Source organism: Enterococcus sp. DIV0187, assembly GCF_051713785.1.
Lineage (GTDB): Bacteria > Bacillota > Bacilli > Lactobacillales > Enterococcaceae > Enterococcus_A > Enterococcus_A avium.
Map to the genome: position 1 here is coordinate 3,774,917 of NZ_JBIOQO010000001.1, position 24,350 is coordinate 3,799,266.

At 40.8% G+C, this 24,350-nt stretch carries 19 protein-coding genes; 16 read left to right on the top strand and 3 right to left on the bottom strand.

The features are described from left to right. The first annotated feature begins 84 nt into the window (after positions 1-84). The 8 genes from IGI52_RS18430 to dinB all read left to right on the top strand — a co-directional run bounded on the left by IGI52_RS18430 (position 85) and on the right by dinB (position 10,987). Entirely contained in the window at positions 85-2,142 is a 2,058-nt protein-coding gene (locus IGI52_RS18430; protein WP_438782031.1) for a heavy metal translocating P-type ATPase, read from the top strand. Positions 2,143-2,812: 670 nt separating this feature from the next. Continuing rightward, positions 2,813-3,253, top strand: a complete 441-nt coding sequence (locus tag IGI52_RS18435; RefSeq protein WP_438782032.1) for a CopY/TcrY family copper transport repressor — start codon at positions 2,813-2,815, stop codon at positions 3,251-3,253. A 42-nt stretch (positions 3,254-3,295) separates the two neighbouring features. Further along, the gene (copZ, locus tag IGI52_RS18440) at positions 3,296-3,505 is read left to right on the top strand and encodes a copper chaperone CopZ (RefSeq protein WP_010745648.1); all 210 of its coding nucleotides are present in this window, start codon (positions 3,296-3,298) and stop codon (positions 3,503-3,505) included. Beyond that, positions 3,506-5,680, top strand: coding sequence for a heavy metal translocating P-type ATPase (locus IGI52_RS18445; RefSeq protein ID WP_438782033.1), 2,175 nt, complete (start codon positions 3,506-3,508; stop codon positions 5,678-5,680). 54 nt (positions 5,681-5,734) lie between these two features. Beyond that, the gene (locus IGI52_RS18450; RefSeq protein ID WP_438782034.1) at positions 5,735-7,846 is read left to right on the top strand and encodes a heavy metal translocating P-type ATPase; all 2,112 of its coding nucleotides are present in this window, start codon (positions 5,735-5,737) and stop codon (positions 7,844-7,846) included. 109 nt (positions 7,847-7,955) lie between these two features. After that, positions 7,956-8,984 (top strand): helix-turn-helix domain-containing protein, encoded by a 1,029-nt coding sequence (locus IGI52_RS18455; protein WP_102872391.1) that lies wholly within the window; start codon positions 7,956-7,958, stop codon positions 8,982-8,984. Between the two features lie 181 nt (positions 8,985-9,165). After that, the gene (locus tag IGI52_RS18460; RefSeq protein WP_010745652.1) at positions 9,166-9,696 is read left to right on the top strand and encodes a hypothetical protein; all 531 of its coding nucleotides are present in this window, start codon (positions 9,166-9,168) and stop codon (positions 9,694-9,696) included. A 169-nt stretch (positions 9,697-9,865) separates the two neighbouring features. Continuing rightward, on the top strand, positions 9,866-10,987 hold the full coding sequence (dinB, locus tag IGI52_RS18465) for a DNA polymerase IV (RefSeq protein WP_127978562.1): 1,122 nt from the start codon (positions 9,866-9,868) through the stop codon (positions 10,985-10,987). Here dinB and nrdG read toward each other — a convergent pair. Next, complete coding sequence (nrdG, locus tag IGI52_RS18470) at positions 10,979-11,581, bottom strand: anaerobic ribonucleoside-triphosphate reductase activating protein (protein WP_016180891.1); 603 nt, start codon at positions 11,579-11,581, stop codon at positions 10,979-10,981. The genes dinB and nrdG overlap by 9 nt on opposite strands. 104 nt (positions 11,582-11,685) lie before the next feature. After that, complete coding sequence (nrdD, locus tag IGI52_RS18475; RefSeq protein WP_176673226.1) at positions 11,686-13,875, bottom strand: anaerobic ribonucleoside-triphosphate reductase; 2,190 nt, start codon at positions 13,873-13,875, stop codon at positions 11,686-11,688. 719 nt (positions 13,876-14,594) lie between these two features. Between nrdD and IGI52_RS18480 the strand changes: the two genes are divergently transcribed. From IGI52_RS18480 to IGI52_RS18515, 8 genes are all read left to right on the top strand, one after another. Beyond that, on the top strand, positions 14,595-15,362 hold the full coding sequence (locus IGI52_RS18480; protein ID WP_016180889.1) for an ABC transporter ATP-binding protein: 768 nt from the start codon (positions 14,595-14,597) through the stop codon (positions 15,360-15,362). Further along, positions 15,352-17,364: an FtsX-like permease family protein gene (locus tag IGI52_RS18485; protein WP_137440146.1), complete on the top strand. Its 2,013-nt coding sequence runs from the start codon at positions 15,352-15,354 to the stop codon at positions 17,362-17,364. Before IGI52_RS18480 ends, IGI52_RS18485 begins: the two co-directional genes overlap by 11 nt. Positions 17,365-17,610: 246 nt before the next feature. Beyond that, positions 17,611-17,760: a teichoic acid D-Ala incorporation-associated protein DltX gene (locus IGI52_RS18490; protein ID WP_016180887.1), complete on the top strand. Its 150-nt coding sequence runs from the start codon at positions 17,611-17,613 to the stop codon at positions 17,758-17,760. Positions 17,761-17,807: 47 nt separating this feature from the next. Next, on the top strand, positions 17,808-19,319 hold the full coding sequence (gene dltA / locus IGI52_RS18495) for a D-alanine--poly(phosphoribitol) ligase subunit DltA (RefSeq protein WP_438782035.1): 1,512 nt from the start codon (positions 17,808-17,810) through the stop codon (positions 19,317-19,319). Beyond that, positions 19,319-20,539, top strand: coding sequence for a D-alanyl-lipoteichoic acid biosynthesis protein DltB (gene dltB / locus IGI52_RS18500; protein ID WP_438782036.1), 1,221 nt, complete (start codon positions 19,319-19,321; stop codon positions 20,537-20,539). The genes dltA and dltB overlap by 1 nt, the downstream gene beginning before the upstream one ends. 38 nt (positions 20,540-20,577) lie before the next feature. Next, on the top strand, positions 20,578-20,811 hold the full coding sequence (gene dltC, locus IGI52_RS18505) for a D-alanine--poly(phosphoribitol) ligase subunit DltC (RefSeq protein WP_016180884.1): 234 nt from the start codon (positions 20,578-20,580) through the stop codon (positions 20,809-20,811). Further along, the gene (dltD, locus tag IGI52_RS18510; protein ID WP_016180883.1) at positions 20,811-22,076 is read left to right on the top strand and encodes a D-alanyl-lipoteichoic acid biosynthesis protein DltD; all 1,266 of its coding nucleotides are present in this window, start codon (positions 20,811-20,813) and stop codon (positions 22,074-22,076) included. The genes dltC and dltD overlap by 1 nt, the downstream gene beginning before the upstream one ends. Positions 22,077-22,482: 406 nt before the next feature. Then, entirely contained in the window at positions 22,483-23,607 is a 1,125-nt protein-coding gene (locus tag IGI52_RS18515) for a hypothetical protein (protein ID WP_438782037.1), read from the top strand. A gap of 94 nt (positions 23,608-23,701) precedes the next feature. On the opposite strand, the gene IGI52_RS18520 is transcribed toward IGI52_RS18515, so the two are convergent. After that, positions 23,702-24,328, bottom strand: coding sequence for a response regulator transcription factor (locus IGI52_RS18520; RefSeq protein ID WP_127978569.1), 627 nt, complete (start codon positions 24,326-24,328; stop codon positions 23,702-23,704). Positions 24,329-24,350: the final 22 nt, after the last annotated feature.

Consider the following 24,350-nt stretch of genomic DNA (forward strand, 5'->3'; position numbering starts at 1 on the left):
TTTTCGCTTGACACATGAATATCCGCTCATATATAATATACATGAAGAATCATTCATATGTAATTTTAGAGAGAAGGGTATCTCATGGAAAAAGTATATCGTTTGGATGGATTGGATTGTGCTAACTGTGCAGCAAAAATCGAGCGTTCCGTCCAACAAATCAAAGGGGTCGAGAATGCACAGGTTGATTTTATGAGCACGAAGCTAACGATTCAAGCGCCTGAAAAGGAAATCGCGCGGGTTTGCGAGGAAGCTAAAGAGGTCGTGAACAAATTAGAACCAGATGTTGAAGTGAATAGCGTGCAAACAGAAAAAGTCGAAGAGAGTTCTAAAGGGAAAATCATTCAAATTGTTACGGCAATTTTAGCGTTAGGCGTGTTGGTTATTGTTAAACCAACAATGCCTTGGGAGTTCATCGCTTATCTGATTTTATATTTATGGATTGGTTACGATGTTTTGAAGACTGCGATAACGAATATTTTTCACGGTGAAATCTTCGACGAAAATTTCTTGATGGCAGTGGCAACGATTGGTGCGATTGCGATCGGTGAATATCCTGAGGCCGTGGCAGTGATGTTGTTTTACCAAGTCGGAGAATTTTTTCAAGATTATGCTGTGGCAAAATCAAGAAAATCCATCAGTTCCCTATTGGCGATACGTCCTGATTCGGCGAACTTGATCCAAGATGGCGAAGTAAGAAAGGTCGCGCCGGAAACAATTCGTGTTGGCGATCAGATTTTAGTTAAGCCTGGTGAGAAGGTCCCATTAGATGGGATCGTCAAAGAAGGACGTTCGATGCTGGATACTTCGGCGTTGACTGGTGAATCCGTCCCACGCAGTATCAATGCGGGTGAACAAATACTTAGCGGTTTCATTAATCAAAGCGGACAATTGACGGTGGAGGTCACGACGACTTTTGGTGAATCGACCGTCAGCAAGATTTTAGACTTAGTTGAAAATGCCAGCAGTAAAAAGGCGCCGGCGGAAAACTTTATTACCAGTTTTGCCCGCTACTACACACCGATCGTTGTTGGTTTGGCCGTGTTGTTAGCAATTGTGCCGCCGTTAGTTATGGGTGAACCTTTTTATGGTTGGGTGTATCGAGCGTTGACTTTCTTAGTTATTTCTTGCCCTTGTGCTTTGGTGATCTCCGTACCGCTGAGCTTCTTTGGCGGAATCGGTGGTGCTAGTAAAGCTGGGATCTTGATTAAAGGAAGTAACTACATTGAAACGTTGGCGAATGTGGAAACGCTGGTCTTTGATAAAACCGGAACCTTGACTAAAGGCGTTTTCGAAGTTCAAGAGGTGGAAACAACGATCGATCAAAAGGATTTCTTACGCTATGTTGCCAGCGCTGAACAAAGCTCCAGTCATCCAATTGCACAATCAATTGTGAAGTACGTGGACCAACCGTTATCACCAGTTAGTAAATTGGAAGAAATTGCCGGCTTTGGGATTTCCGTTGAGATTGAAGGGCATCATTTCTTAGTCGGGAATGAAAAGCTGTTAGCGAAATATGATATTCCCTTCCAAGCAGTCAATGAAATTGGCACGATCGTTTATGTGGCAATGGATGGAAAATACATTGGACATCTATTAATTGCTGATGAACTGAAGGACAATGTCACAGAAGCGTTGTCAGAAGTGAAAAGCTTAGGTGTGAAGCGGACGGTGATGCTGACAGGTGATAACCGGATGATCGCAGATGCGATTGGCAAGAAGGTCGGGATTGATCAGGTCTATAGTGAATTGTTGCCGGAAGATAAGGTCAATCATTTGGAAGCAGAATTGTCTGATGAACAAAAGACCGCCTTTGTCGGTGATGGAATGAATGACGCGCCTGTATTAGCTCGAGCAGATATCGGGATCGCTATGGGGGGACTTGGTTCGGATGCAGCGATCGAAGCAGCGGATGTCGTGATCATGGATGATCAGCCAGCTAAAATTCCGGTTGCAATCCAAATTGCTCGCAAGACGATGGGCATTGTGAAACAAAATATCGTTTTTGCGATCGGAGTGAAGGTCATCGTTTTATTGCTAGGTGCTTTAGGCTTTGCGACGATGTACGCCGCTGTATTTGCTGATGTTGGTGTGACAGTGATCGCAGTGTTGAATGCGATGCGTTGTTTGCGAGTGAAATAAGATTATATAGAAGAAAAGGCTTTGCGACTATTTCTAGTTGCAGAGCCTTTTTGCCAGTCATGCTTTTCGCAGTTTTTATGGAAAGAGAATCGTTTAATACGGAAAAAGAAATTTTTATACGTCCAGTTTAGCATGATGGTATGCGAACGAAAAAAAGCTCATTTTTCCTGATTTTAGAAAAATGAATTTCCTAATTGAATGAGTTAGCTGCCAGTCATGCTTTTCGCAGTTTTTTATGGAAAGAGGATCGTTTAACACGGAAAAAGAAATTTTTATTCGTCCAGTTTAGCATGATGGTATGCGAACGAAAAAAGCTCATTTTTCTTGGTTTTGGAAAAATGAATTTCCTAATTGAATGAGTTAGCTGCCAGTCATGCTTTTCCCAGTTTTTTTATGGAAAGAGGATCGTTTAACACGGAAAAAGAAATTTTTATACGTCCAGTTTAGCATGATGGTATGCGAACGAAAAAAAGCTCATTTTTGTTGGTTTTGGAAAAATGAATTTCCTAATTGAATGAGTTAGCTGCCAGTTTCTCTTTTCGTAAAATGAATGAGTAGTGTGTATGTTGGAGGTAGTTTTAAAAAATTTCGCTTATCAGTTGACTAAAACAGATTACAAATGTAAACTGTGTTTGTAGATTACAAATGTAAACGAAGGAGGCGAAGAGTAATGACAATGACGGTGACACCGATCAAAATCAGTGACTCGGAGTGGGAAGTCATGCGGGTGATTTGGACGCAGGAATCTACTACAGCACAAGAAATTATTGATATTTTAGGACAAACCATGGATTGGAAACCAGCGACGATCAAAACATTGCTGGGTCGATTGGTAAAAAAAGAAGCAGTACGGACAGAGCAAGCTGGGAAAAAATACATTTATTATCCGGCAATCAGTGAAGGCGAAACGGTCAAAAGTGCGACGGAAAATTTGTTTTCTCATATTTGTGCGAAACGAATCGGCGAAACAATCGCTGAGTTAGTTGCGGAAGCGGAACTGACAGATGCAGATGTGGAAATGATCAAAGCGCAGTTAATTAATAAAAAAACTGTAGCCACGATCGAATGCAATTGTATTCCCGGTCAGTGTGAATGCAATCATCATAGATAATTGGCAGCAGCCATAAAAAAATAGGAATGGGAGATTATTATTATGAAAAAACAATTTGCAATCAACGGAATGAGCTGTAATCACTGCGTGGCAAACGTGGAAAAGGCAATTAATCAATTAGATGGGATCGATAAGGTCAAAATCAATTTAAAGAAGAATCAAGGCGTTGTTAAATTCGATGAAGCGCAAGTTTCCGCAGACCAAATTGCTGCAGCAGTGACTGAAGCTGGGTATGAAACTGAGGTGATCTAATTGGCAGACACGACAGTAGAAACATTTGCCATCACTGGCATGACCTGTGCCAATTGTTCTGCTCGAGTAGAGAAGGAGCTGAAAGCAACAGAAGGTGTGCTAGAGGCGAATGTGAATCTGGCAACGGAAAAGGCAACCGTTCAGTTTGATGGAAACTTGACGGCGGAAAATTTAATTCAACGAGTTGAGTCTATTGGCTATGGCGCGATTTTGTTTGATGAGGCGCATAAGCAAAAAATCCAAGAAGAAAAAGCTGCTTATCTTAGAAAGATGAAGCGGGATTTGATTTTAAGTGCGGTACTAACAGCTCCTTTGATGATTGCCATGATCGCGATGCTTTTAGGCAGTCATGCAGGCTGGGTACACTTTTTACACCTTCCATTAGTTCAATTAATTCTAGTGACACCTGTGCAATTTGGTGTTGGGCAGCGTTTTTATCGCGGGGCATATCATGCGTTGAAAACCAAAGCTCCGAATATGGATGTGCTGGTAGCGATGGGAACCTCGGCTGCTTTTGCGTTAAGTGTGTATAATGGTTTCTTCAATCCTCACAATTCAGATCTGTATTTTGAAAGCAGCGGCATGATTATCACCTTGATCTTGTTAGGGAAGTATTTAGAACAAAAAGCTAAGACCAAGACCAGTGATGCGATCAAGCAGTTAATGAGTCTGCAAGCCAAGACGGCAATGATTATTGTGGCAGGCGAAGAAAAGGAAGTACCAATCGAAGATGTACAGGTTGGTGACATTTTGAGGGTTCGTCCTGGAGAACAAATTCCGGTAGATGGAAAGATTTTAAAAGGACAGACAACGATTGATGAAAGCATGCTTACCGGGGAAAGCTTGCCAGTGGATAAACAGGTAGACGATCAAGTGTTTGGTGGCACCGTTAATACCACAGGCAGCATTCAATTTAGTGCTACACAAGTCGGCAGTATGACCGTCCTTTCACGGATTATCCGGATGGTGGAGGATGCGCAGGGTGAAAAAGCACCGATCCAGCAGATCGCGGACAAAATCTCTAGTATTTTTGTTCCGACAGTATTGGGATTGGCATTACTTACGTTGCTCGCGACCGGTTTAGTGACTGGTGATTGGCAACAGGCCATCGTCCATAGCGTCTCTGTGCTGGTGATTGCGTGTCCATGTGCACTTGGTTTAGCGACACCGACAGCTATTATGGTAGGAACGGGTTTAGGCGCGAAATCAGGAATTCTGATTAAGGGCGGCGGCGCGTTAGAAAAAATTGCTCACCTGACAACAATCGTTTTGGACAAAACTGGAACGATTACAGAAGGCAAGCCAGTAGTAGCAGATTTTGAAGCAGTGGATCCGCAGGCCTTGGCTTATTTAACAAGTCTAGAACAGCATTCAGAGCATCCTTTGGCAAAAGCAATCTATCATTATGGAAAAGATCAGGTTGAAATCATGCCAGTCGACAATTTTGAGAGCTTAACAGGGCAAGGAGTTACCGGCATAATCAATGGGCAATCCTATTTTGTTGGTTCAAAACGCGGCTTGAACGAGCGAAACATTTCATTTCCTGAAGATCGTGTGTTAGCGTTAGAAGAAGAAGGAAAAACGGTGATGTTCTTAACTGACAGTACGAAAATGCTGGCAATGATCTCGGTAACGGATCAAGTCAAAGCGTCTTCTAAAGCCGCTATTGCTGCTCTTCATCAATCAGGAATCAAGGTAAAAATGCTGACAGGTGATAATCCTCAGACAGCGCAATATATTGGTGAACAGGTTGGCTTACAGGCGTCAGATATCGTTGCGGAAGTTTTACCGGAGGATAAGGCTCAGGTTGTTAAAGAGCTTCAGTCTAATGGTCAATCGGTCGGGATGGTCGGCGATGGGATCAATGATGCGCCTGCATTGGCTTTAGCAGATATCGGCATTGCCATGGGCAGTGGTACAGATATCGCGATGGAGACCGCCGATATTACCTTAATGAACAGCGATCTTTTGTCGGTTGAAAAGAGTATTCATCTATCCAAAGTAACCTTAAGAAAAATCAAGCAAAATTTATTCTGGGCGTTTTTATACAATGTGATTGGGATTCCTTTTGCTGCTTTAGGCTTTTTGAATCCTATCATTGCCGGCGGTGCGATGGCCTTTAGTTCGGTCAGTGTGCTGCTCAATTCTCTTAGTTTGAATCAAAAGAAGCTTTAACAGAAAGTAATTCTCTCAGGATAAGAATGCTGTAAAAAATAGGAGGCATGCAACATGAAACAAGGAGATCAAATGGATGAATCGATGAAAATGGACCATTCCAAGCATGATCATTACGAAATGAATCATTCAATGAATGGACACGATCATCACAATATGAATCAGGAAATGAACGGACATGACCATCACGAGATGGCGCATGGAGGCATGGATCATTCGATGCATATGGGGAATTTCAAACAAAAATTTTGGCTCTCACTTGTTTTATCGATCCCGATCATCGTTCTTTCACCGATGATGGGAATGCAGCTTCCCTTCCAATTTACTTTTCCGGGTTCTGAATGGGTTGTTTTAGTTTTAGCGACGGTTTTGTTTGTTTACGGCGGTCAGCCCTTCTTGAGTGGGGCGAAAATGGAGCTGAAGATGAAGAGTCCAGCTATGATGACCTTGATTGCGATGGGGATTACAGTTGCCTACATTTATAGTTTGTATTCCTTTATTGCAAATAAGCTGAATCCTCATGAGCACGTGATGGATTTCTTCTGGGAGTTGGCAACATTGATTGTCATTATGCTCTTAGGTCATTGGGTCGAAATGAACGCCGTATCCAATGCCAGCAATGCCTTGAAGAAGTTAGCAGAGTTACTGCCGGACGAGGTGAATCAGATCCAAGAAGATGGCTCCACACAAAAGGTCAAGCTTCAGGAGATCAAGAGTGGTGACATGCTCTTAGTTCGTGCTGGAGATAAAATGCCGACCGATGGACAGATCATCAAAGGGACAACGATTGTCGATGAATCGGCTGTGACCGGTGAATCCAAAGGTGTTCAAAAGAACGTCGGTGACACAGTCATTGGCGGTTCGGTCAACGGTGATGGTACGATCAGAGTAAAGGTCACTGGCACTGGCGAAGATGGTTACCTTGCCAAGGTCATGACAATGGTACAGCAAGCTCAGCAGGAAAAATCAAAATTAGAATCAATTTCAGATAAAGTAGCGAAATGGTTATTCTACATTGCGTTAGTTGCTGGGCTTCTAACTTTTACTGTCTGGCTGTTTGTAGCGGATTTGCCACAAGCATTGGATCGAATGGTTACCGTTTTTGTCATCGCTTGTCCGCATGCTTTAGGTTTAGCGATTCCTTTAGTGATCGCTCGTTCCACCTCATTAGCGGCTAAAAATGGCTTGCTGCTGAAAAGTCGTCAAGCCTTGGAACAGGGAAATCAATTAGATTACGTTTTTCTTGATAAAACAGGTACCTTAACAGAGGGTAAGTTTACGGTGACAGGGATTGAGAAATTGGCAGAGGCAAGTAAAGAAGAGGCGCTGAAATATATCGGAGCCCTTGAAGCGCAAACCAACCATCCCCTTGCCGTTGGCGTTATGAATTATTTGAAAGCTGAAGGTATTGACCCTTATCAAGCACAAGAGGTGTCGACCTTAAAGGGAATCGGTGTAAGCGGGACAGTAGAAGGTCATCAGGTCATTTTAGCGAATCAAAAAGAAATCGAACGCCGTGCATTGAGCTTTGATCAAGAAAAATTGAAGGAGTACCAAGCACAGGGAAATACGATTTCCTTCCTATTAATTGATGAAGAGCTGGTTGCTTTCTTTGCGATGGGAGACTCGATAAAGCCACAAGCCAAAGCGTTTATCAAAGACTTGCGTAATGCTGGAATCGAACCTGTTATGCTGACTGGAGACAATCAAGAGGCTGCAAAAGCAGTGGCTGATTATCTGGGTCTTAAAGAATTTTTTGGCGAGCTATTACCAGACGATAAAGAAAAAATTATTAAACGCTACACCGATGATGGTAAGAAAGTCATGATGGTAGGAGATGGGATCAATGATGCTCCTGCTTTAGCTAGAGCGACAATCGGAATGGCGATCGGTGCTGGAACTGATATTGCGATTGATTCAGCTGACGTTGTGTTGACCAATAGCAATTTACAGGATATTTTAAAATTTGTCCGTTTGGCGAAGAAAACACATCGTAAAATGATACAAAATCTTTGGTGGGGTGCCGGTTATAATATTTTAGCAATCCCTTTAGCGGCGGGTATTTTAGCACCTATCGGAATTTTACTGAGTCCCGCTATTGGTGCGATTTTAATGTCCTTAAGTACGATTATTGTGGCGATAAATGCTATGACTTTACGCGTCTGAGAATTCAGACGCTTTTTTTTTTGAAAAAAAGTTGATAAAAAACTTTGTGTCCATTTATGTTATTTTTAAAGAAGAGGAAATTCAATGAGTAAAAGAGGAGACACAAGGCATGATTTGGCAATTTATAATAAGAAAGAAAACCCAGGGCTATTTGCAGCTACTTGAATTAATAAATAAAGAACAGTACACGATTACTGAAATGGCTAAGCAACTAAAGGTGAGTATTCGAACAGCGATGCGTTATAGTGATGAATTACAGCAAAAGGGCTATGTGATAAAAGGAAAACCATGGCGAATTAATCGGCAGCACCATCCAAATTTCTTAGAGCTTCATCGGAAAGTGTTAACAGAAGATCCACGCTTTAAACTTTTCAAACAATTTCTTTGGCAACAGACTTCTGCTGACACAGATTACACAAAAATGAGAGAATTGAATCGACAACTGATTCATTTGAACCTTTGGGTAAATCGACGAGCAGGCAGGCTTTTAGGTGATCCAGGTATCATTTTATTGTTACAATTACGCTATTTGAGAGATTTTTATTATTTTGAAGAAGGCGAGGTCTATCAGCAAATCGAACAGTATTATAAAGATCAACCAACACCTTCAGTGAACCAGGTATTGTATCCAGATAAAGTACTAATCAGCCGATTCGTTGAAAAATTCGATTTACAGGGAAATTTAACAGAGTTTTTCTTCTTTGATCATTTGCGCTATCATTTTCAAAGCTTTACTGAGTTTTACCATTGCCACCAACAATATCAGACTGATTTATATCAGGAAGTCAGGAAGGCGAGTAGAATTATTGAAGAAACGATTGCTTTGGAAGGCGAACTATTAAGGAGTACATTCAACGTAAAGCTTTTTGATCTTTTCTTTGGACTATCTCAAGGACTTCCAATACTACTCTTCAATTTAAAATGGAAGCAGGGACCGGTTCCGTCAAGTTATGATCATCTTAGTAGGGAAGTAAAGCGGCAAATTCCGATGCTAAGGAATTGTCAAAATGAAGGGCTGGCTTTGGCTTTGAAAAACATTGTGGTTGCAAGTCATCAAGTTGCGTTGAAAACGACGCCTACTTTAGACTCTTCTTTATTGATTCAAGAGAGATATCAGACGGTTTTATTATCTGATTGAGGAAAATTGGATCAAGATTTTTCTTAAAGAAAGGTTATGCTATAATGATGAGGACTACGATAAGAGTGTCATTCTATTTCACGTGTTTCTTGAACATTCGCGTGATTTGTAGAAGGGGATACAGTTGAAAATAAGGGGTAGTTCTTTCATTTGAAGGGCTAGGAAGTAGGAGGAGAGCAGAATGGGATTGCGAAAGTTAGATGTTCCGACATCTTCAATTACAGAAGTAAAAAAATCACCAATGGATGTTTTTGCTCAAGCTCGTAAAGCAGAGACCGGGGTTTATATTTTTAACCGCGAAAAAATCGCTGGTGTGATGCTGACTAAGGAACAGTATGAAGCCTTAGTAGAGGAGTTAAATACCTTGCGAGATACGTTATATCAACCAGTGGAACGAGAATTACCTGTTCCTGAAGAATTAGAGGAATTAGCGACAGCTCTAAGAACAACATTAGCCAAAGGTTCGGTGATTTCGGCGCGCTATTTGGATGAACGCATGGTGGCGACTGGTTTTATCACGAAGAAAACCGGCTTTGGCGGTGTGACAGAAATGATGAAGGAGCTGGAGGATACTGGAAAGATCATCTACCAGCTAAGGCGGCGGGAGCACAACAAGGTCATCTATGCTGAAATTTTTGGTGAGCCGCAGGAGTTCCAACGCGGATCGGCAGACAAGCTGATGATTCGCAAAGTGAACTTAATCGAGAGATAAGGTAATTGACTTAAAAAACTTATTCGGACAACGCTGTTTCTATTGTTTTTGATAGGACAGGTTGTTCTTTTTTTTGCAGAAATTATGTTTTTCTATCTTCTAGTGGGAATAATTGTCTCTGAACAGACGTTCGGTTATAATGAAGATAAGATAGGAAGGGGAGAGCAGAATGGCAGATTTGGTTTTTCCTTTGAAAAATGATACATCGCGAAAAATTATCCATATTGACATGGATGCTTTTTTTGCCTCCGTCGAGGAACGGGACGATCCGGAACTGGCGAAGCATCCTTTAGTAATCGCTCGTCATCCTTCTGATACTGGCGGCAAGGGTGTCGTGACGACGGCGAATTACAAGGCTCGGATTTATGGGATTCATTCGGCGATGAGTGCCCAGAAGGCGTATGAATTGTGTCCTCAGGCTATTTTTAAGCCTGGTGACCATGCTAAGTACAGTGCTGTTTCACAACAGGTTCGAAAAATTTTTCATCGCTATACGGATATTATTGAGCCGGTGTCGATCGATGAAGCTTATCTGGATGTAACGGAAAATAAGATCAATGCGCGTTCGGCCATCAAAATTGCTCGTCTGATTCAGCAAGAGATTTGGCAGGAGCTGCAATTAACCTGTTCTGCTGGAGTCAGCTACAATAAGTTCCTGGCCAAGCTGGCTTCGGATTACCAAAAGCCTCAGGGAATGACAGTAATCTCGCCAGAGGAATCCGTCGTCTTTTTAAAACGTTTGCCGATTGAGAAATTTCATGGCGTAGGGAAGAAGACTGTTCCTAAAATGAATGAGCTGGGAATTTTTACTGGAGCGGACTTGTACGAGAAGAGTGAAATGTTCCTGATTCAAGAATTCGGCAAGATGGGCTATTCCTTGTATCGAAAGGTACGGGGAATCCATGATTCACCTGTTAGTATCACGCGTGAACGAAAGTCTGTCGGGAAAGAACATACGTATGGACGCCCGTTATCGACAGATGATGAGGTGTTAAGTCAGTTAAGACAATTGGCGGAAAAAGTCGAGGCCTCCTTAAAACGCGTACAGCGTCACGGCAAGACGGTTGTTCTTAAAGTTCGCTATGCGGATTACACGACAGTCACACGGCGGGTCACTTTGCCTTATTACATAGAAAAGAAAGAAGACTTGTTTTCACAGGCCAGTTTGATTTGGGAGGAGATTGGCGGCGTAGAAAAAGGGATCCGCTTAGTCGGAATTACTCTGACTAATCTTGATCCCATTGCATTTGAAAATATTGTGTTGCCTTTGTGGGAAGAGCGTTCAAATTAGTTCGCTCTTTTTGATTTGCTCGAAAGCTTTTTCGGAGTCATGAAGCTTCTCCCAAATGACGACTTCACCTTTAGCCAATGATTTTTTTACATCGATGATGCGTTGGTTGGAACTGCCACGAAATTGTAGCATCAAGTTTTTCTTTGAGAGTTCGAAACGACCGTCAACTAAAATATCGATCTTGCTTAGCATTTCTAGCTTATCATCGCTGTCTAACAACAGTTCTTCAAAGGTGTAGCCGCTCCAAGACCAGATGTCCTTCGTATCGCCGAATTCAGCGCGAATTCTATTGATAACTTTTAAGCAGACCTGCGTATTTAAGAAGGGTTCACCACCTAAGAAGGTCACACCTTGGACATAGTCATGAGCGGTATCCGCAATTAGCTGGTCTTCTAATTCTTGAGTGAAAGGCTTGCCGTAATGAAAATTTTGCGAAGCCGCGTTGAAGCAGCCTTCACAGGCAAAGGGACAGCCACTGACGTAAAGACTATTACGGACGCCTTCGCCATCAACAAAGTTGAAGGCCTTGTAGTCTGCGATATATTGTTGGCTCAACTCGCTGGCCAGCCATTCTTTTGGTTTAGGATTACGCATATTTTTCCCCTTTCAAGTAAAACAGGGAGCGGCAAAGAGCGCCGTCCCTGTCAATCGTATTTCTGTTTGGCTCAATGAACGAAGAATGTTCGTTGAGTTTTTTTTTACATGTGTTTTACACGTGAGGCGATTTCTTCGTGACGTCCGTGCACCATTGGACGTGCTTGAGGGTTTCCTAAGTATCCGCAAGTCCGTTTGACTACGTCACATGATTTTGGATCGTGATTGCCGCATTGTGGGCATTCAAAGCCACGTTTGGTTGGTTTGAAGTCACCTTCGAAGCCACATTCGTAGCAGTGGTCAATTGGTGTATTCGTTCCTAGATAGGCGATGCGATCGTAACCGTAATCCCACACAGCTTCCAATGATTTTGGATTTTGTTGAAGAACAGGGTATTCACAATAATGGATAAACCCGCCAGAGCAGTATTTAGGATAATCCTTTTCAAAGTCTAGTTTTTCAAATGGTGTTGGATTTTTACGAACGTCGTAATGGAAACTATTTGTATAGTAGTCCTTGTCTGTAATATTTTCGACAATACCAAAACGTTCTGTATCTAAACGACAGAAGCGGTCAGTTAAGCTTTCACTTGGTGTTGAATACACACTGAAATGGTAGCCATATTCGTTGCCCCATGCATCGGCGTGTTCTTTCAAGTCTTTCATGATGTCAATGGTAAAGTCTTTTGCTTCTGGATTGTTTTCCCATTCGCCGCCGTAAAAGACACTGGCTACTTCATAAAGTCCGATATAGCCCAAAGAAATCGTTGCCCGTTTATTTTTGAATAATTCGTTAACCGCATCGGTCCGTTTCAGACGTTTGCCGAACGCGCCATATTGATAAAGGATCGGAGCGTTTGCTGGTGTAGCTTCTTTACAACGATCGATACGGAAGACTAACGCGTCTTTGGCGATTTGCAGGCGTTCTTCTAATAGAGACCAGAATTTTTCTTTGTTGCCGCCAGACTCTAAAGCGATCCGCGGTAAGTTTAAGGTAACAACACCAAGGTTCATACGACCTGCGTTGACTTCTTCTCCTTGTTCATTTTTCCAGCCTTGTAAGAATGAGCGGCATCCCATTGGCACTTTGAAGCTGCCGGTTAATTCGATCAATTTATCATAGTTCAAGATATCTGGATACATCCGTTTGGTTGCACATTCTAACGCTAATTCTTTGATATCGTAGTTTGGATCATTTGGTTCTAAGTTTGTACCACGACGCAAAGTAAAGATCAATTTAGGAAAGATCGCTGTCCGTTTTTCGCTGCCTAGACCTTCGATTCGGATTTGCAGAATCGCTTTTTGAATTTCGCGTTCAAACCAATCTGTTCCAAGACCGAAGCCAAGAGAAGTGAAAGGCGTTTGTCCGTTTGAAGTAAATAGGGTATTGATTTCATATTCTAAGCTTTGCATCGCGTCATAAATATCTTTACGTGTTTTTTGTTTCGCGAACGCTTTTTGTTTTTCAGGGTCATCGATCCACTCTTCAGCGTCTTTTAAGTGTTTTGCGTAATTTAGACGCGCAAAAGGAGCTAATAATTCGTCCGTACGGTCTGCTGAACAGCCACCGTATTGGCTTGAAGCCACGTTGGCGATGATTTGTGAGATCTGGGCTGTTGCTGTTTGGATTGATTTAGGACTTTCAACTTCCGCATTCCCGATTTTAAAGCCGTTGTTCAACATGCCTTTGAAGTCAATCAAACAGCAGTTGGTCATCGGTGTATATGGATGATAATCTAAATCATGATAATGGATGTCGCCTTTTTGGTGCGCGTTCGCCACATGAGGCGGCAGCATCTTCAAACCAATTGATTTGCCGACAATTCCAGCTGTTAAATCACGCTGCGTGTTAAAGACATCACTATCTTTATTGGCATTTTCGTTAACGACGGTTTGATCCTTGTTGATCAATTTTCCGATCGTAAAGTTGATATCGGTGGCTTTGCTGCGCTGGAAGTCGCGGCGCGTCCGATAATTGATATATTCTTCCGCTAATTCATATTCGTTGTGTTCTAATAATGTATGCTCCACGATGTTTTGGATTTCATATATTTTGATATCGCTAGTAAAACGTTCTGAAATTTCTGCATCTACACGCTCAACGATTGACTGGATACGTTCATGAGCCAATGGATCAACAGATCCTTTAATTTTCGTTTCTGCCTTGATTAAAGCATCATAAATCTTTTGATCATCAAATGCTGTGTGACGACCATCACGTTTTACGACCTTAATATTTTTTAGCGACGGTTGATATTCGTTGAACAACGAATCTTTTGTGTGGATTTCCATCATTGCAAACACTCCATTTCCTTTAAAGTTCATTATCAATCATATAGCATTTCTGAGTTTGTTGCAACGATATATAGTATTATTTTTTGTCAAAAAAAGAAAAGCACACTATATATAGTGTGCTCGTTTACTGAAAGATATAAGAAAACTGATGAGGTCAAGCTTCCCTTTATGATAAAATAACTGAAAAATATTTTTCCAAAAAAGTGAAAAAATTGTAAGACTATTGAAGGACGTTTCACATAGGAATCCGCCTCAAATATGATACCATAAAGAAAAAAATTTAGATATTAAAAATAAGTATTCGTCATATTAATTTTTTGAATATGTTGATCACTGCTGCGTCAGACAAGGGCCAACTCATTTTTCTATTTGAGAAAAATAGTACATTAAAACGAATAAGGATGTCAGTTCAACTTTTTGCAGGAGATGTAGGCAAAAGAGAAAATATCAAAACTAGCTAATACATTGATTGAACACTTTAGTTGAATGATATACGGCATTCGAATCAACCTAATTTTTTCTTTTAGAAAAAATGATTACATTAAAACGAATAAGGATGTCAGTTCAACTTTTTGCAGGAGATATAGGCAAAAAAGAAATTATCAAAATTAGCTAATACATTGATTGAACACTTTAGTTGAATGATATACGGCATTCGAATCAACCTAATTTTTTCTTTTAGAAAAAATAATTACATTAAAACGAATAAGGAGGCACTCATGAAAAAAATGATCGATGTGCAGCATCTTAGTAAAAGCTTTGGCACACGAAACAATAAAGTCACGGTTTTAAATGACCTGAACTTCAGTGTAGAAAAAGGCGAGTTCATCGGTATTATGGGACCTAGTGGAGCTGGGAAGACGACCTTGATGAATATCCTCTCCACAATTTTATTGCCGACAATGGGTTCCGTTAAAATCGACGGAGCAGATATTACCCAGATGCGAGAGGCTCGTTTGACGGATTTTCGGCGGGAGAATTTAGGATTTATCTTTCAGGACTTTAATCTAATCGATAGTTTAACAGTCAAGGATAATATTATTTTGCCATTGACTGTCAGTAAGCTCTCTAATGAAGAGATTGAAGAACGGGTGCTTCGGTTGACGAAAATTTTGAAGATTGAGCAGATCTTAGCACGTTACCCGGAAGAAATATCCATCGGGCAGCAGCAGCGAACAGCAGCGGCCCGCGCTTTGATCAGCCGTCCATTGGTTTTGTTTGCTGATGAACCCACGGGCTCTTTAGACTCTAAGTCTGCTTCAGAATTTTTGAATTATTTAGATGAGGTGAATCTTCATGAGGAAACCACAATCTTAATGGTGACCCATGATCCTTACACTGCTAGTTATTGTAACCGAGTATTGTTTATTAAAGATGGGCGTTTTTTCTCTGAAATTGTCCGTCGTTCTTCTCGCAAGGATTTTTTTGAAAAGGTCATTGATATGCAGGCAACGATCGGCGGAGGAGGAAAAGCCAATGCTGATTAAAATCGTTTGGCGAAGCTTTAAAAAGCAGTTGTCGAACTATTTGATTTTTTTCTTCAGTCTGATTTTTGCAGTAATGGTTTATTATTCTTTTACAGCGATGACCTATGAGCAGCCTTTAATTCGCAGTGCTGGAAAAAATACACAGCTAGTTGGGATGTTAGGCTTCGGCAGTTTTGCGGTTGTACTGATTTTGCTGTTTTTTATGACGAATACCAATCGTTTTTTTATAGAAAATCGACGAAAGGATATCAGCATCTTCCATTTATATGGATTGAACTACTATCAGATTTGTCTCTGGTTCATTTTAGAAATTTTCTTTATCGGGATTTTTTCTTTTGTAATCGGGATCGGTGTTGGAGTTTTGCTTTCTAAGCTGTTTAGTATGATTCTTGTGAAAGCTATGGACCTGCCGCTAAGAGTGCATTTCTTTTTCTCGACCGATGCGATCATAGCAACTGGCTTAGTGGTGCTCTTTATATTGGCGGTTGTTTCTTTCCAGATTTTATGGCTGGTATCAGGGTCTAAGTTTTCACATTTAAAGACGCTTCGCTTACGTAAAATTCAAGCGATGAAGGTATCTTTGCCGCAGAAAATCGCCGGTAGTATTGGTGCTCTATTTTTATTGGGCGGCTGGGGAATGGCGATGACCTATGTTGTTTTTTCCCGGACAGCCAGTGATCGTTTCGGCTTGCTTCGAGGCAATGCTTTGTTAATGGGCTTGATCTTTTTACTATGTGTATTTGGCAGCTATTTATTTTTTGCTTTTACATTGCGCTGGTATAATTCCTATCGGCCAAAGCGCTTAAACAAAAATTTGGGAATGCTATCAAGAAGCGAATGGCAATTACGATTATTTAGTGAATGGCGTTTTTTGGGTTCTATCACAGTTGCGTTAGGTTTAGCATTGGCGATTTTAGGGGGAATGGCGGCACTTGTGTCACTACAAATGCGTTTAGTTGATGAAATTGCTCCGGCCTCTGTAATGATGACACAACAAAGCTATCAGAAGCTAGAACCGAAGCTGCAAAGCGTTGCTCCTTATCAACGGCAGACCTTACACTTAAAAGCAGTGCCAGCCAAACAAAGCGTAGCAATTTCTGGAGAGGGTGTAAATTCTCAGCCGGAAATTACGGATGTCGTTTCGATATCTGATTATCTGGCTTTTCGAAAAACCAATCCTACCTTGCAGAATATTCAGTTAAAGTCTGCTGATTCGACAGTTGTTTTGAGCTCCTATCAGCGTTATCTGAATGATTATGCTCGTTACAGTAAAATCATATATTTGAAAAGTCAGAAGCTAAAGGTTCAAGAAACGCACCCCAATTTTTTTGGTGATACGAGCTTGCGATATGGTACGGGAATGATTGTCGTTTCTGATGAACTTTTTGATGAATTATCAGGCATTTCTTATGCGTTAGAGGTGATCGATGTAGAAGATCGTTTTGAGAATAAGCTGAATCAGGTTATTCGTGCAAACCTGAAGGGCGATTGGGATTATCCGATACATTATGATCTGACTTGGAAAAATGAACAGATTGTCGGAGATATTGTAGAAGGAGAAGGAACTAATAAAGATGGGTCGACGGTATATCGTTCCGAGTATACCTCGTATCAGGAAGTTTATCGAATGACTCGCAGCAGTATGGGGTTGGTGCTGTTCGTAGTGACCTTTGTGACCACCACCTTTATCATTGTGACAGCAAGTATGGTCACACTGCGGCAGCTTTCTGAGTTTAAGCAAAAGCGAAAGAAATATGGTTTATTACGACAAATGGGAATACCTGATAAAACAATTTATCAAGAAATTAAACGTGAAAATCGAGTGGTTTTCTTTATTCCAGCGATTTTGGCTCTGATTCATAGTATGTTAGCTATCTCGGTCATTTCTCACATTGCCAAAAATGCCAACTATGGATTTGTTTATCTGTTTTGTGGACTGATGCTGGTGGTCTATGCGCTATTTTATTGGGCAACGTGCGTATATCAGAAAAAGCTTTCATAAAATCTTAAGAACAGGATGTATCGATATTCGGTATATCCTGTTTTTTCGTCTAGTAATCTTCCTAGTTACATTGGCAGAAAACCAATGATAGCAGGCAGTTTTTCCATTTAAAAAAATGCTCTAAACGCCGTGGATACCAATGTGACAAAACTGTTCGTTTGAAAGCGGTATATGTAAGAAAAACAAATGGTAGATTTTTGGCATCCTCCTATAATGAGTACTAAATAAAAGGGAGAGGGCGATCGGATGAAGAAATTTTTTAAACGCCCCGCTACTCGTTACTGGTTAAGTTTTATTGGAAAGACGCTTTTCTACTTTGCCGTCCTTTTAATACTCGTTTACTTATACCATTACAAGAGTATCCAAGGCGGTAATTTTATCTATAACGAATTTTAATCGATTGAAAAGAGTTCGTTCTTAAACTGAACGGGAGGGGGACCAACATGCAAAATATCATTACAGCGATTGACCAATGGGCTAATGAAAAGCCAGAGGCACTCGCTTATCAATCAGAAAAGGAAGAATTCAGTTATCAAACATTACGTCAGTGGTCAGATAACTTAGCACACTATTTGAATCAAAATATAGAAGCTAAAACACCGATTGTTGTCTTCGGAGAATTGGAATTTGCTATGCTTGCCAGTTTCTTAGGAGCGGCCAAAAGCGGACATGCCTATATTCCGATTGAATCAACTACCCCATTGGATCGTATCCAACTGATCCTAAAGGTAGCACAGCCAGCAATGATTTTAAGTGTTTTGCCTTGGCCAGAAGAATTAAACGTGACGATTCCAGTCGTGTCGCCTGAAAAACTAGCTGAGATTTTTACAACAGAACATGCATATGAAAAATTGCAGCCAGTGATGGGCGATGAAACCTTCTATATCATCTTCACTTCTGGAACGACTGGGGTACCGAAGGGTGTTCAGATTAGTCACAAAAATTTATTGAGTTTTGTAAATTGGAATCTAAAGGATTTTGAGATCGAAGCGGGCATGCGTTTTTTATCGCAGGCACCCTATTCCTTCGATTTATCCGTTATGAGTATCTATCCTGCACTTTGCAGCGGTGGAACATTAATTCCGATGGAAAAAGCAGTGATCAATGATTTCAAGAAATTATTCAACTTTTTACCAAATTTAGCTTTGGAGGTCTGGGTATCAACACCGTCATTCATGGATATCTGTCTAATGGAGAAGACCTTTGATGGCGAACGGGTGCCTTCACTGAAGATTTTCCAATTCTGTGGAGAGGAGCTGCCAAGAAAGACGGCAGAAGAGTTATTACGTCGCTTTCCGCATGCGAAGGTCTTTAATACTTACGGGCCAACGGAAGCAACGGTTGCCATGACGCAAATTGAAGTGACTGAAGAGGTGTTAAGCAAATATGATCGTGTGCCGATCGGTTATATCAAAGAAGATACCGAAGTCCTGATTTATGACGGAAATCGAGCAGTAACAGACGGCATTGCCGGGGAGATCATTATTAAAGGTCCGAGTGTTTCAAAGGGCTACATGCATAATCCAGAAAAAACGGCAGCTGCCTTTTTCAAGATCGATGGCGTTCCTGCTTATCGTACAGGAGATGCTGGAAGACTTCAGAAGGATGGGTTACTGCTATATGAAGGACGGATTGATTTTCAAGTGAAGCTGCACGGCTTTCGAATCGAATTGGAAGACATCGATCATCATTTAGAACAGGTTTCTTATGTTAAGCAGGCGACAGTGGTTCCCAAGTATCAAGACCACAAGGTTCAGCAATTAGTCGCTTATGTTGTTGCCAATGACAATGACTTTGAGAAAACGTATCAGCTAAGCAAGGCAGTGAAAGAAGAATTAGCGGAAGCTGTCATGGACTACATGATTCCGCAAAAATTTGTCTATGTCGATCAATTACCGCGGACGGCAAACGGCAAAATTGATCGCAAGCGACTAATTAACGAGGTGAATAGCTGATGTTGATTCCTCACATGGTCCCTTATGCGTCACCGATTTATTTCATTATTTTGATTGTGGCGCTGCTACCGTTAATTTTAAGCTTACTGCTTCGCGGTAAACGAATCGGCTGGTACCAGTCACTGATCACACTGTTCTTCTTGTATGTTTCTTTTGGCGGAAAGGATTATCGCCAAGGGCTGGCATTGATCGGCTACGTGATCTTCCAAAGTATTCTTGTTTGGTGTTACAACCATTATCGTAAAAACAAGAATCAAGCGGGCATCTTTTACTTAGCCGTATTTTTAAGTATCGTTCCTTTGATTTTAGTTAAGATCACCCCATTTATAGATGGAGAAAACTCCATCTTTGGATTTTTAGGGATTTCTTATCTGACCTTTAAATCGGTTCAGATCATCATGGAAATGCGGGATGGGATGATCAAGGAATACAGCCCGTTGAACTATATCAAGTTCCTGCTGTTTTTCCCAACGATTTCCTCTGGTCCGATCGATCGGTATCGCCGCTTTGAAAAGGATTTGAAGGAGCCGCCTACACCAGAAAAATACGTCGATTTATTAGGCGCTGGTGTTCACGATATTTTTGTCGGCTTTTTATATAAATTTGTAATCGGCTATTATTTTGGTCAAGTGCTGCTGCCAATCGTTGATCGAATGGCGATGCAGCATGGTGGTATTTCTTGGGGCCTAGTCGGCTATATGTATGTCTATAGTATGTATTTGTTCTTCGATTTCGCTGGCTACAGCCTGTTCGCAGTAGGTACCAGCAAGCTGATGGGATATGAGACACCACCGAACTTTAATAAGCCGTTCTTATCCTGGAACATCAAAGAATTCTGGAATCGTTGGCACATGACCTTGTCCTTTTGGTTTCGCGATTATATTTATATGCGTTTGATGTTCACCTTGATTAAAAAGAAAACCTTCAAGAGTCGGATCGTCGCGTCAAATGTCGGCTACTTTGCTTTGTTCCTGATCATGGGCGTTTGGCACGGCTTGACTTGGTATTACATCTTGTATGGCTTCTATCATGCCGCATTGATTTGTTTGACAGATGCGTGGCTGCGATTCAAGAAGAAACACAAGAAGCAGATTCCATCCAATAAATTTACCCACGCGTTGGCGATTTTCTTAACCTTCAACGCCGTCTGCTTGAGCTTTTTGATCTTCTCAGGTTTTTTGGATAAATTAATATTTCACAATTTCTTTCTAGGAAGATAAACAACTAGACTACAAAAAAACGAAATGGAGCGAGTAACATGGAAGACACATTATTTAGTATTTTAGAAGATATCACAGGAACAGAGGAAGTTCGAGAAAATCCTGAGGTAGATTTATTCGAGGAAGGATTGATGGACTCCCTAGCAACCGTTCAGCTATTGGTTGAAATTGAAGGACAGTTAGATGTGCAAGTACCTGTTTCAGAGTTTGACCGCGCGCAATGGAACACACCAAATAAAATTATTGAACAAGTGAAAGCTTTACAGGCTTAATGAAAAAGAAACTTTTCGGTATCTTTGGGCCGATTCTTTTAGCGGCAGTATTATTGGTTCTTCTGTTTTTTTCCCCATTTAAAATCAACAGCAATGATCCAAAGCTGATCAAAGCTGCTTCAAGTTCAATGGCTGGAAATGTTTTGCGAGGAAACAGTATTACAAAAGAAGCTCTAAGTACCGATCATTACGTCCCATTTTTCGGCTCTTCTGAATTGAGCCGAATCAGTCCCTTCCATCCATCGGTCTTAGCCGAAAAGTATGATCGCGGCTACACGCCTTTTTTGATGGGAGCGCCTGGAACCCAATCATTGACTCAATTTATGATGATGCAGTCATTGGGAAATGAGTTGAAGGATCGCAAGGTTGTATTCATCATTTCCCCACAATGGTTTGTTAAAAATGGGATCAAACGTGATTACTTTGATGCCTATTATTCCCCAGAGCAGACCTTGACTTGGCTAATGAATCTCAAAAAAGTTCAATCTAGTGATAAATATTTGGCTCAACGCTTGACTCACTATGGAGTGGTAAGAAAAGATGAACGGTTAGAAAGAATGCTAGATGCAGTGATGGCGGGAAATTTACCAGACCAAACGGATGTCACCTTCAGCAGACTAAAATTAAACATGTTAGAACGAGAGGACGAATTGTTCAGTACAATCGGCATGATTAGTAAGCAGAAGGCTATCGATAAAAATGTCAAAGCACTGCCTGAAAATTATGATCCCCATAAATTGAATCAGTTAGCCAATCGTTTAGGCAAGCAGGCGACCCAAGGAAATGAATTTGGGATTCAACAGCATTTCTTTAAACGCAGGATCGAACCACATATGGATCGATTTGCCAATTCGCAACGAAAATGGGATTATCGCTATTCTCCAGAGTTTTCCGATTTTCAATTGGCGCTTGATCAATTAGCGAAAAAGCATGCGAAGGTACTCTTTATCATTCCACCAGTCAATGGCCGCTGGGCAAAATTTACGGGTCTTTCTGATGAGATGCTGCAGCAATTTTCTGCTAAAATCAAATACCAATTAACATCGCAGGGCTTTACCAATATCGCTGACTACTCAACTCAGCAAAATACGCCCTACTTTATGCAAGATACGATTCATTTAGGATGGAAGGGCTGGCTGGCGGCAGATAAAGAAATTGCTCCATTTTTGAAGAGCTCTAATTCTCAAGGTGAGAATTATACGATCAATAATCGTTATTTCCTAAGCAAAGAATGGCAAGAAATGAATCCCGAAGCGATAAAATAGAAATAGGGAAATTACGCTTGTGAACTTGTGATTGTCTGATTTATCGGCTGGATTAGTAAAGAAAAAGAGCGGTTTTAAAGCGTTAATTTCATCTAAAATAGTTCTTTTTTAGAGATTTTAATGGTGATTCACAAACATTAATCAGAACATCTTTGAGACTTAATTTTGTCTTGAGGTGTTCTTTTTTTCTGTTCTAATAACGAACATAGAAAAGTTATGGTTAAATGGCTTTGTGATTTTAATTGTGTTAATAAAATACAGCTAAAAAGAGGAAATGATAATTTTTCTTTTTCTATAGAAAAAAGTAAATAACTCCAAATTTATGCTAAATTTACTTTTGTTTTATTGATAATGTTATAATTTTATTATAAAAAAGCGCATACATCGCTGGAAGGAGCATTTCTTAATGAAAACAATTGAGCAGAAAAAACCGTTATTACAAAGAACATTGTTTGGTGTAAAAAGAGCCACACTTGAGGCGAAAATTACTAGCTATTTTAAATTTTCTCAAGATGTTGCTACATTCATTAAATACCTTGTAGTTGTCATGGTACGAAATTCGCTTGTTGTTAGTGATTTTTCTTTTCTTTGCCAAGAATTGGTTTGTGAGGTGTTTCTGACAGCGGAGCCTAGTGATGTGCTGCGTGAATACTGCGCCTATTTTAAAGATTATTTCAAAAAAAGCGGAGATTGGGATAAGGTCGTTCATCGCTTGTTTACCGACAAAAAGGAATACTATCGTTTAACCGAAGAAGCTCGTTCAAATAAAAAGCTTTTAGATACTCCTGGAACAGAGAAGGTTCAGAATTCAGCGCTGACTCTTCGGATCGTTTCTGCCTTTGAAGACGCGTCAGGTAAAAAGCATACCTTAACAATTGCGGATGCAGACGAAACACGCTCAAGGGCAGAAACTTCTGAACTTCTGGAAATCCTAACGACTGTGGCACTCTTTGAGACAGCTGCTGGTGTAAGACGATTTGTAAAATTTATTCAAGCAAAGCGTCCGGGAACAAAAGAGACATTTAAAGAGACAGTTGTAGAAGTCGATCAGGTGGAACAACCAGCAGATCAACAGGAAGAGTGTGTCTTAAATTCAGAAGTAGAAACACCAGAAGTGAAGACGATCGAGATCGTTGTGCCAGCAGGTGTTGATCTGAGTACGGTGAATGATCAAGATTTACTGACAATGGTTCGCGTCGGACATCCTGATGTGGTTAGTTTGGAAAATATCCGTGTTATATTTACTGAAGAAGAGCCGGAAGAACCAGCAGATGATGAACTGGAAATCCAGAAATCTTTTCTCGAACCTGTGATAGAATCGCAGAGTTCACAAACGTTGTTAAAAGACAGAGTTACACCGAAAACCATAGACGATGTTTCTGCTCCACCAACGACAAAACCGCAGAAGACTAAAAAGAAGAGATTGCTTACGCATAAAGAGGCTTATGTCCAGAGTTTGATTGAGAATTGGTCTCAGAAAAATCACAATGGGAAAAATAAGGAGAGTAGTATTAAGAAGAAGAGAAGATGAGTGATTTAATTTTAGGTGCGTATAGTTTTTGCCTCTTCAAATGGCAGAATAAAAGAGCCCAAAGAAAAATATTCTTTAGGACTCTAGTCAATTCTTATTGATAATTTTTATAATAGAAGATCGCTAGCTGTGTTCGGTCACGAACTCCTAATTTATCTAATAGCTGACTGATGTTGTTACGAACAGTGCCTTCACTTAAGAAGAGCTCTTGGGCGATCTCTTTGTTGTTTTTGCCATTTGCCACTGCAATGAGAATGCTTTCCTCTCTTTCAGATAAGTCAATGGCTGGTTGTTTTTGAGGAGATTGATCTGTTAAGATCGAAGCTAATTTTCCAACGATCTCTGTTCCAAAAACTGTCTGCCCATTGTATACAGCTTTGATTGCAGGAACGATACTGCCCAGCTCCTGCTTGATTAAATAGCCTTTGACACCGATCTGCAGGGCTTCTCGGATATATTCATCATCGGAAAAAGTCGTCAGTAATAGGATGACGGCTTCTGGCACCTGTTTAAAAATCGCTTTCGCGGCTTCGATACCGGTGCTATTTCCCATGCGAATATCTGTTAATAGAACGTCCGGTCGTTCCTGCAAATAGAGTTTGACGGCTTCTGGTGCAGAATTTCCGGTACCGACAACGTGTATTTCATCAGATATTTCTAAAATAGTTTTCAATGATTCCGTTACTAACGGATCGTCATCAACAACAACAACGCGAATCATGACATACCTCCTCCTGGCAGGA

Coding starts and splice junctions, on each gene's coding strand:
- IGI52_RS18430 (WP_438782031.1), top strand. CDS start 85: ATGGAAAAAGTATATCGTTTGGATGGATTGGATTGTGCTAACTGTGCA.
- IGI52_RS18435 (WP_438782032.1), top strand. CDS start 2,813: ATGACAATGACGGTGACACCGATCAAAATCAGTGACTCGGAGTGGGAA.
- copZ (WP_010745648.1), top strand. CDS start 3,296: ATGAAAAAACAATTTGCAATCAACGGAATGAGCTGTAATCACTGCGTG.
- IGI52_RS18450 (WP_438782034.1), top strand. CDS start 5,735: ATGAAACAAGGAGATCAAATGGATGAATCGATGAAAATGGACCATTCC.
- IGI52_RS18455 (WP_102872391.1), top strand. CDS start 7,956: ATGATTTGGCAATTTATAATAAGAAAGAAAACCCAGGGCTATTTGCAG.
- IGI52_RS18460 (WP_010745652.1), top strand. CDS start 9,166: ATGGGATTGCGAAAGTTAGATGTTCCGACATCTTCAATTACAGAAGTA.
- dinB (WP_127978562.1), top strand. CDS start 9,866: ATGGCAGATTTGGTTTTTCCTTTGAAAAATGATACATCGCGAAAAATT.
- nrdG (WP_016180891.1), bottom strand. CDS start 11,581: ATGCGTAATCCTAAACCAAAAGAATGGCTGGCCAGCGAGTTGAGCCAA.
- nrdD (WP_176673226.1), bottom strand. CDS start 13,875: ATGATGGAAATCCACACAAAAGATTCGTTGTTCAACGAATATCAACCG.
- IGI52_RS18480 (WP_016180889.1), top strand. CDS start 14,595: ATGAAAAAAATGATCGATGTGCAGCATCTTAGTAAAAGCTTTGGCACA.
- IGI52_RS18485 (WP_137440146.1), top strand. CDS start 15,352: ATGCTGATTAAAATCGTTTGGCGAAGCTTTAAAAAGCAGTTGTCGAAC.
- IGI52_RS18490 (WP_016180887.1), top strand. CDS start 17,611: ATGAAGAAATTTTTTAAACGCCCCGCTACTCGTTACTGGTTAAGTTTT.
- dltA (WP_438782035.1), top strand. CDS start 17,808: ATGCAAAATATCATTACAGCGATTGACCAATGGGCTAATGAAAAGCCA.
- dltB (WP_438782036.1), top strand. CDS start 19,319: ATGTTGATTCCTCACATGGTCCCTTATGCGTCACCGATTTATTTCATT.
- dltC (WP_016180884.1), top strand. CDS start 20,578: ATGGAAGACACATTATTTAGTATTTTAGAAGATATCACAGGAACAGAG.
- dltD (WP_016180883.1), top strand. CDS start 20,811: ATGAAAAAGAAACTTTTCGGTATCTTTGGGCCGATTCTTTTAGCGGCA.
- IGI52_RS18515 (WP_438782037.1), top strand. CDS start 22,483: ATGAAAACAATTGAGCAGAAAAAACCGTTATTACAAAGAACATTGTTT.
- IGI52_RS18520 (WP_127978569.1), bottom strand. CDS start 24,328: ATGATTCGCGTTGTTGTTGTTGATGACGATCCGTTAGTAACGGAATCA.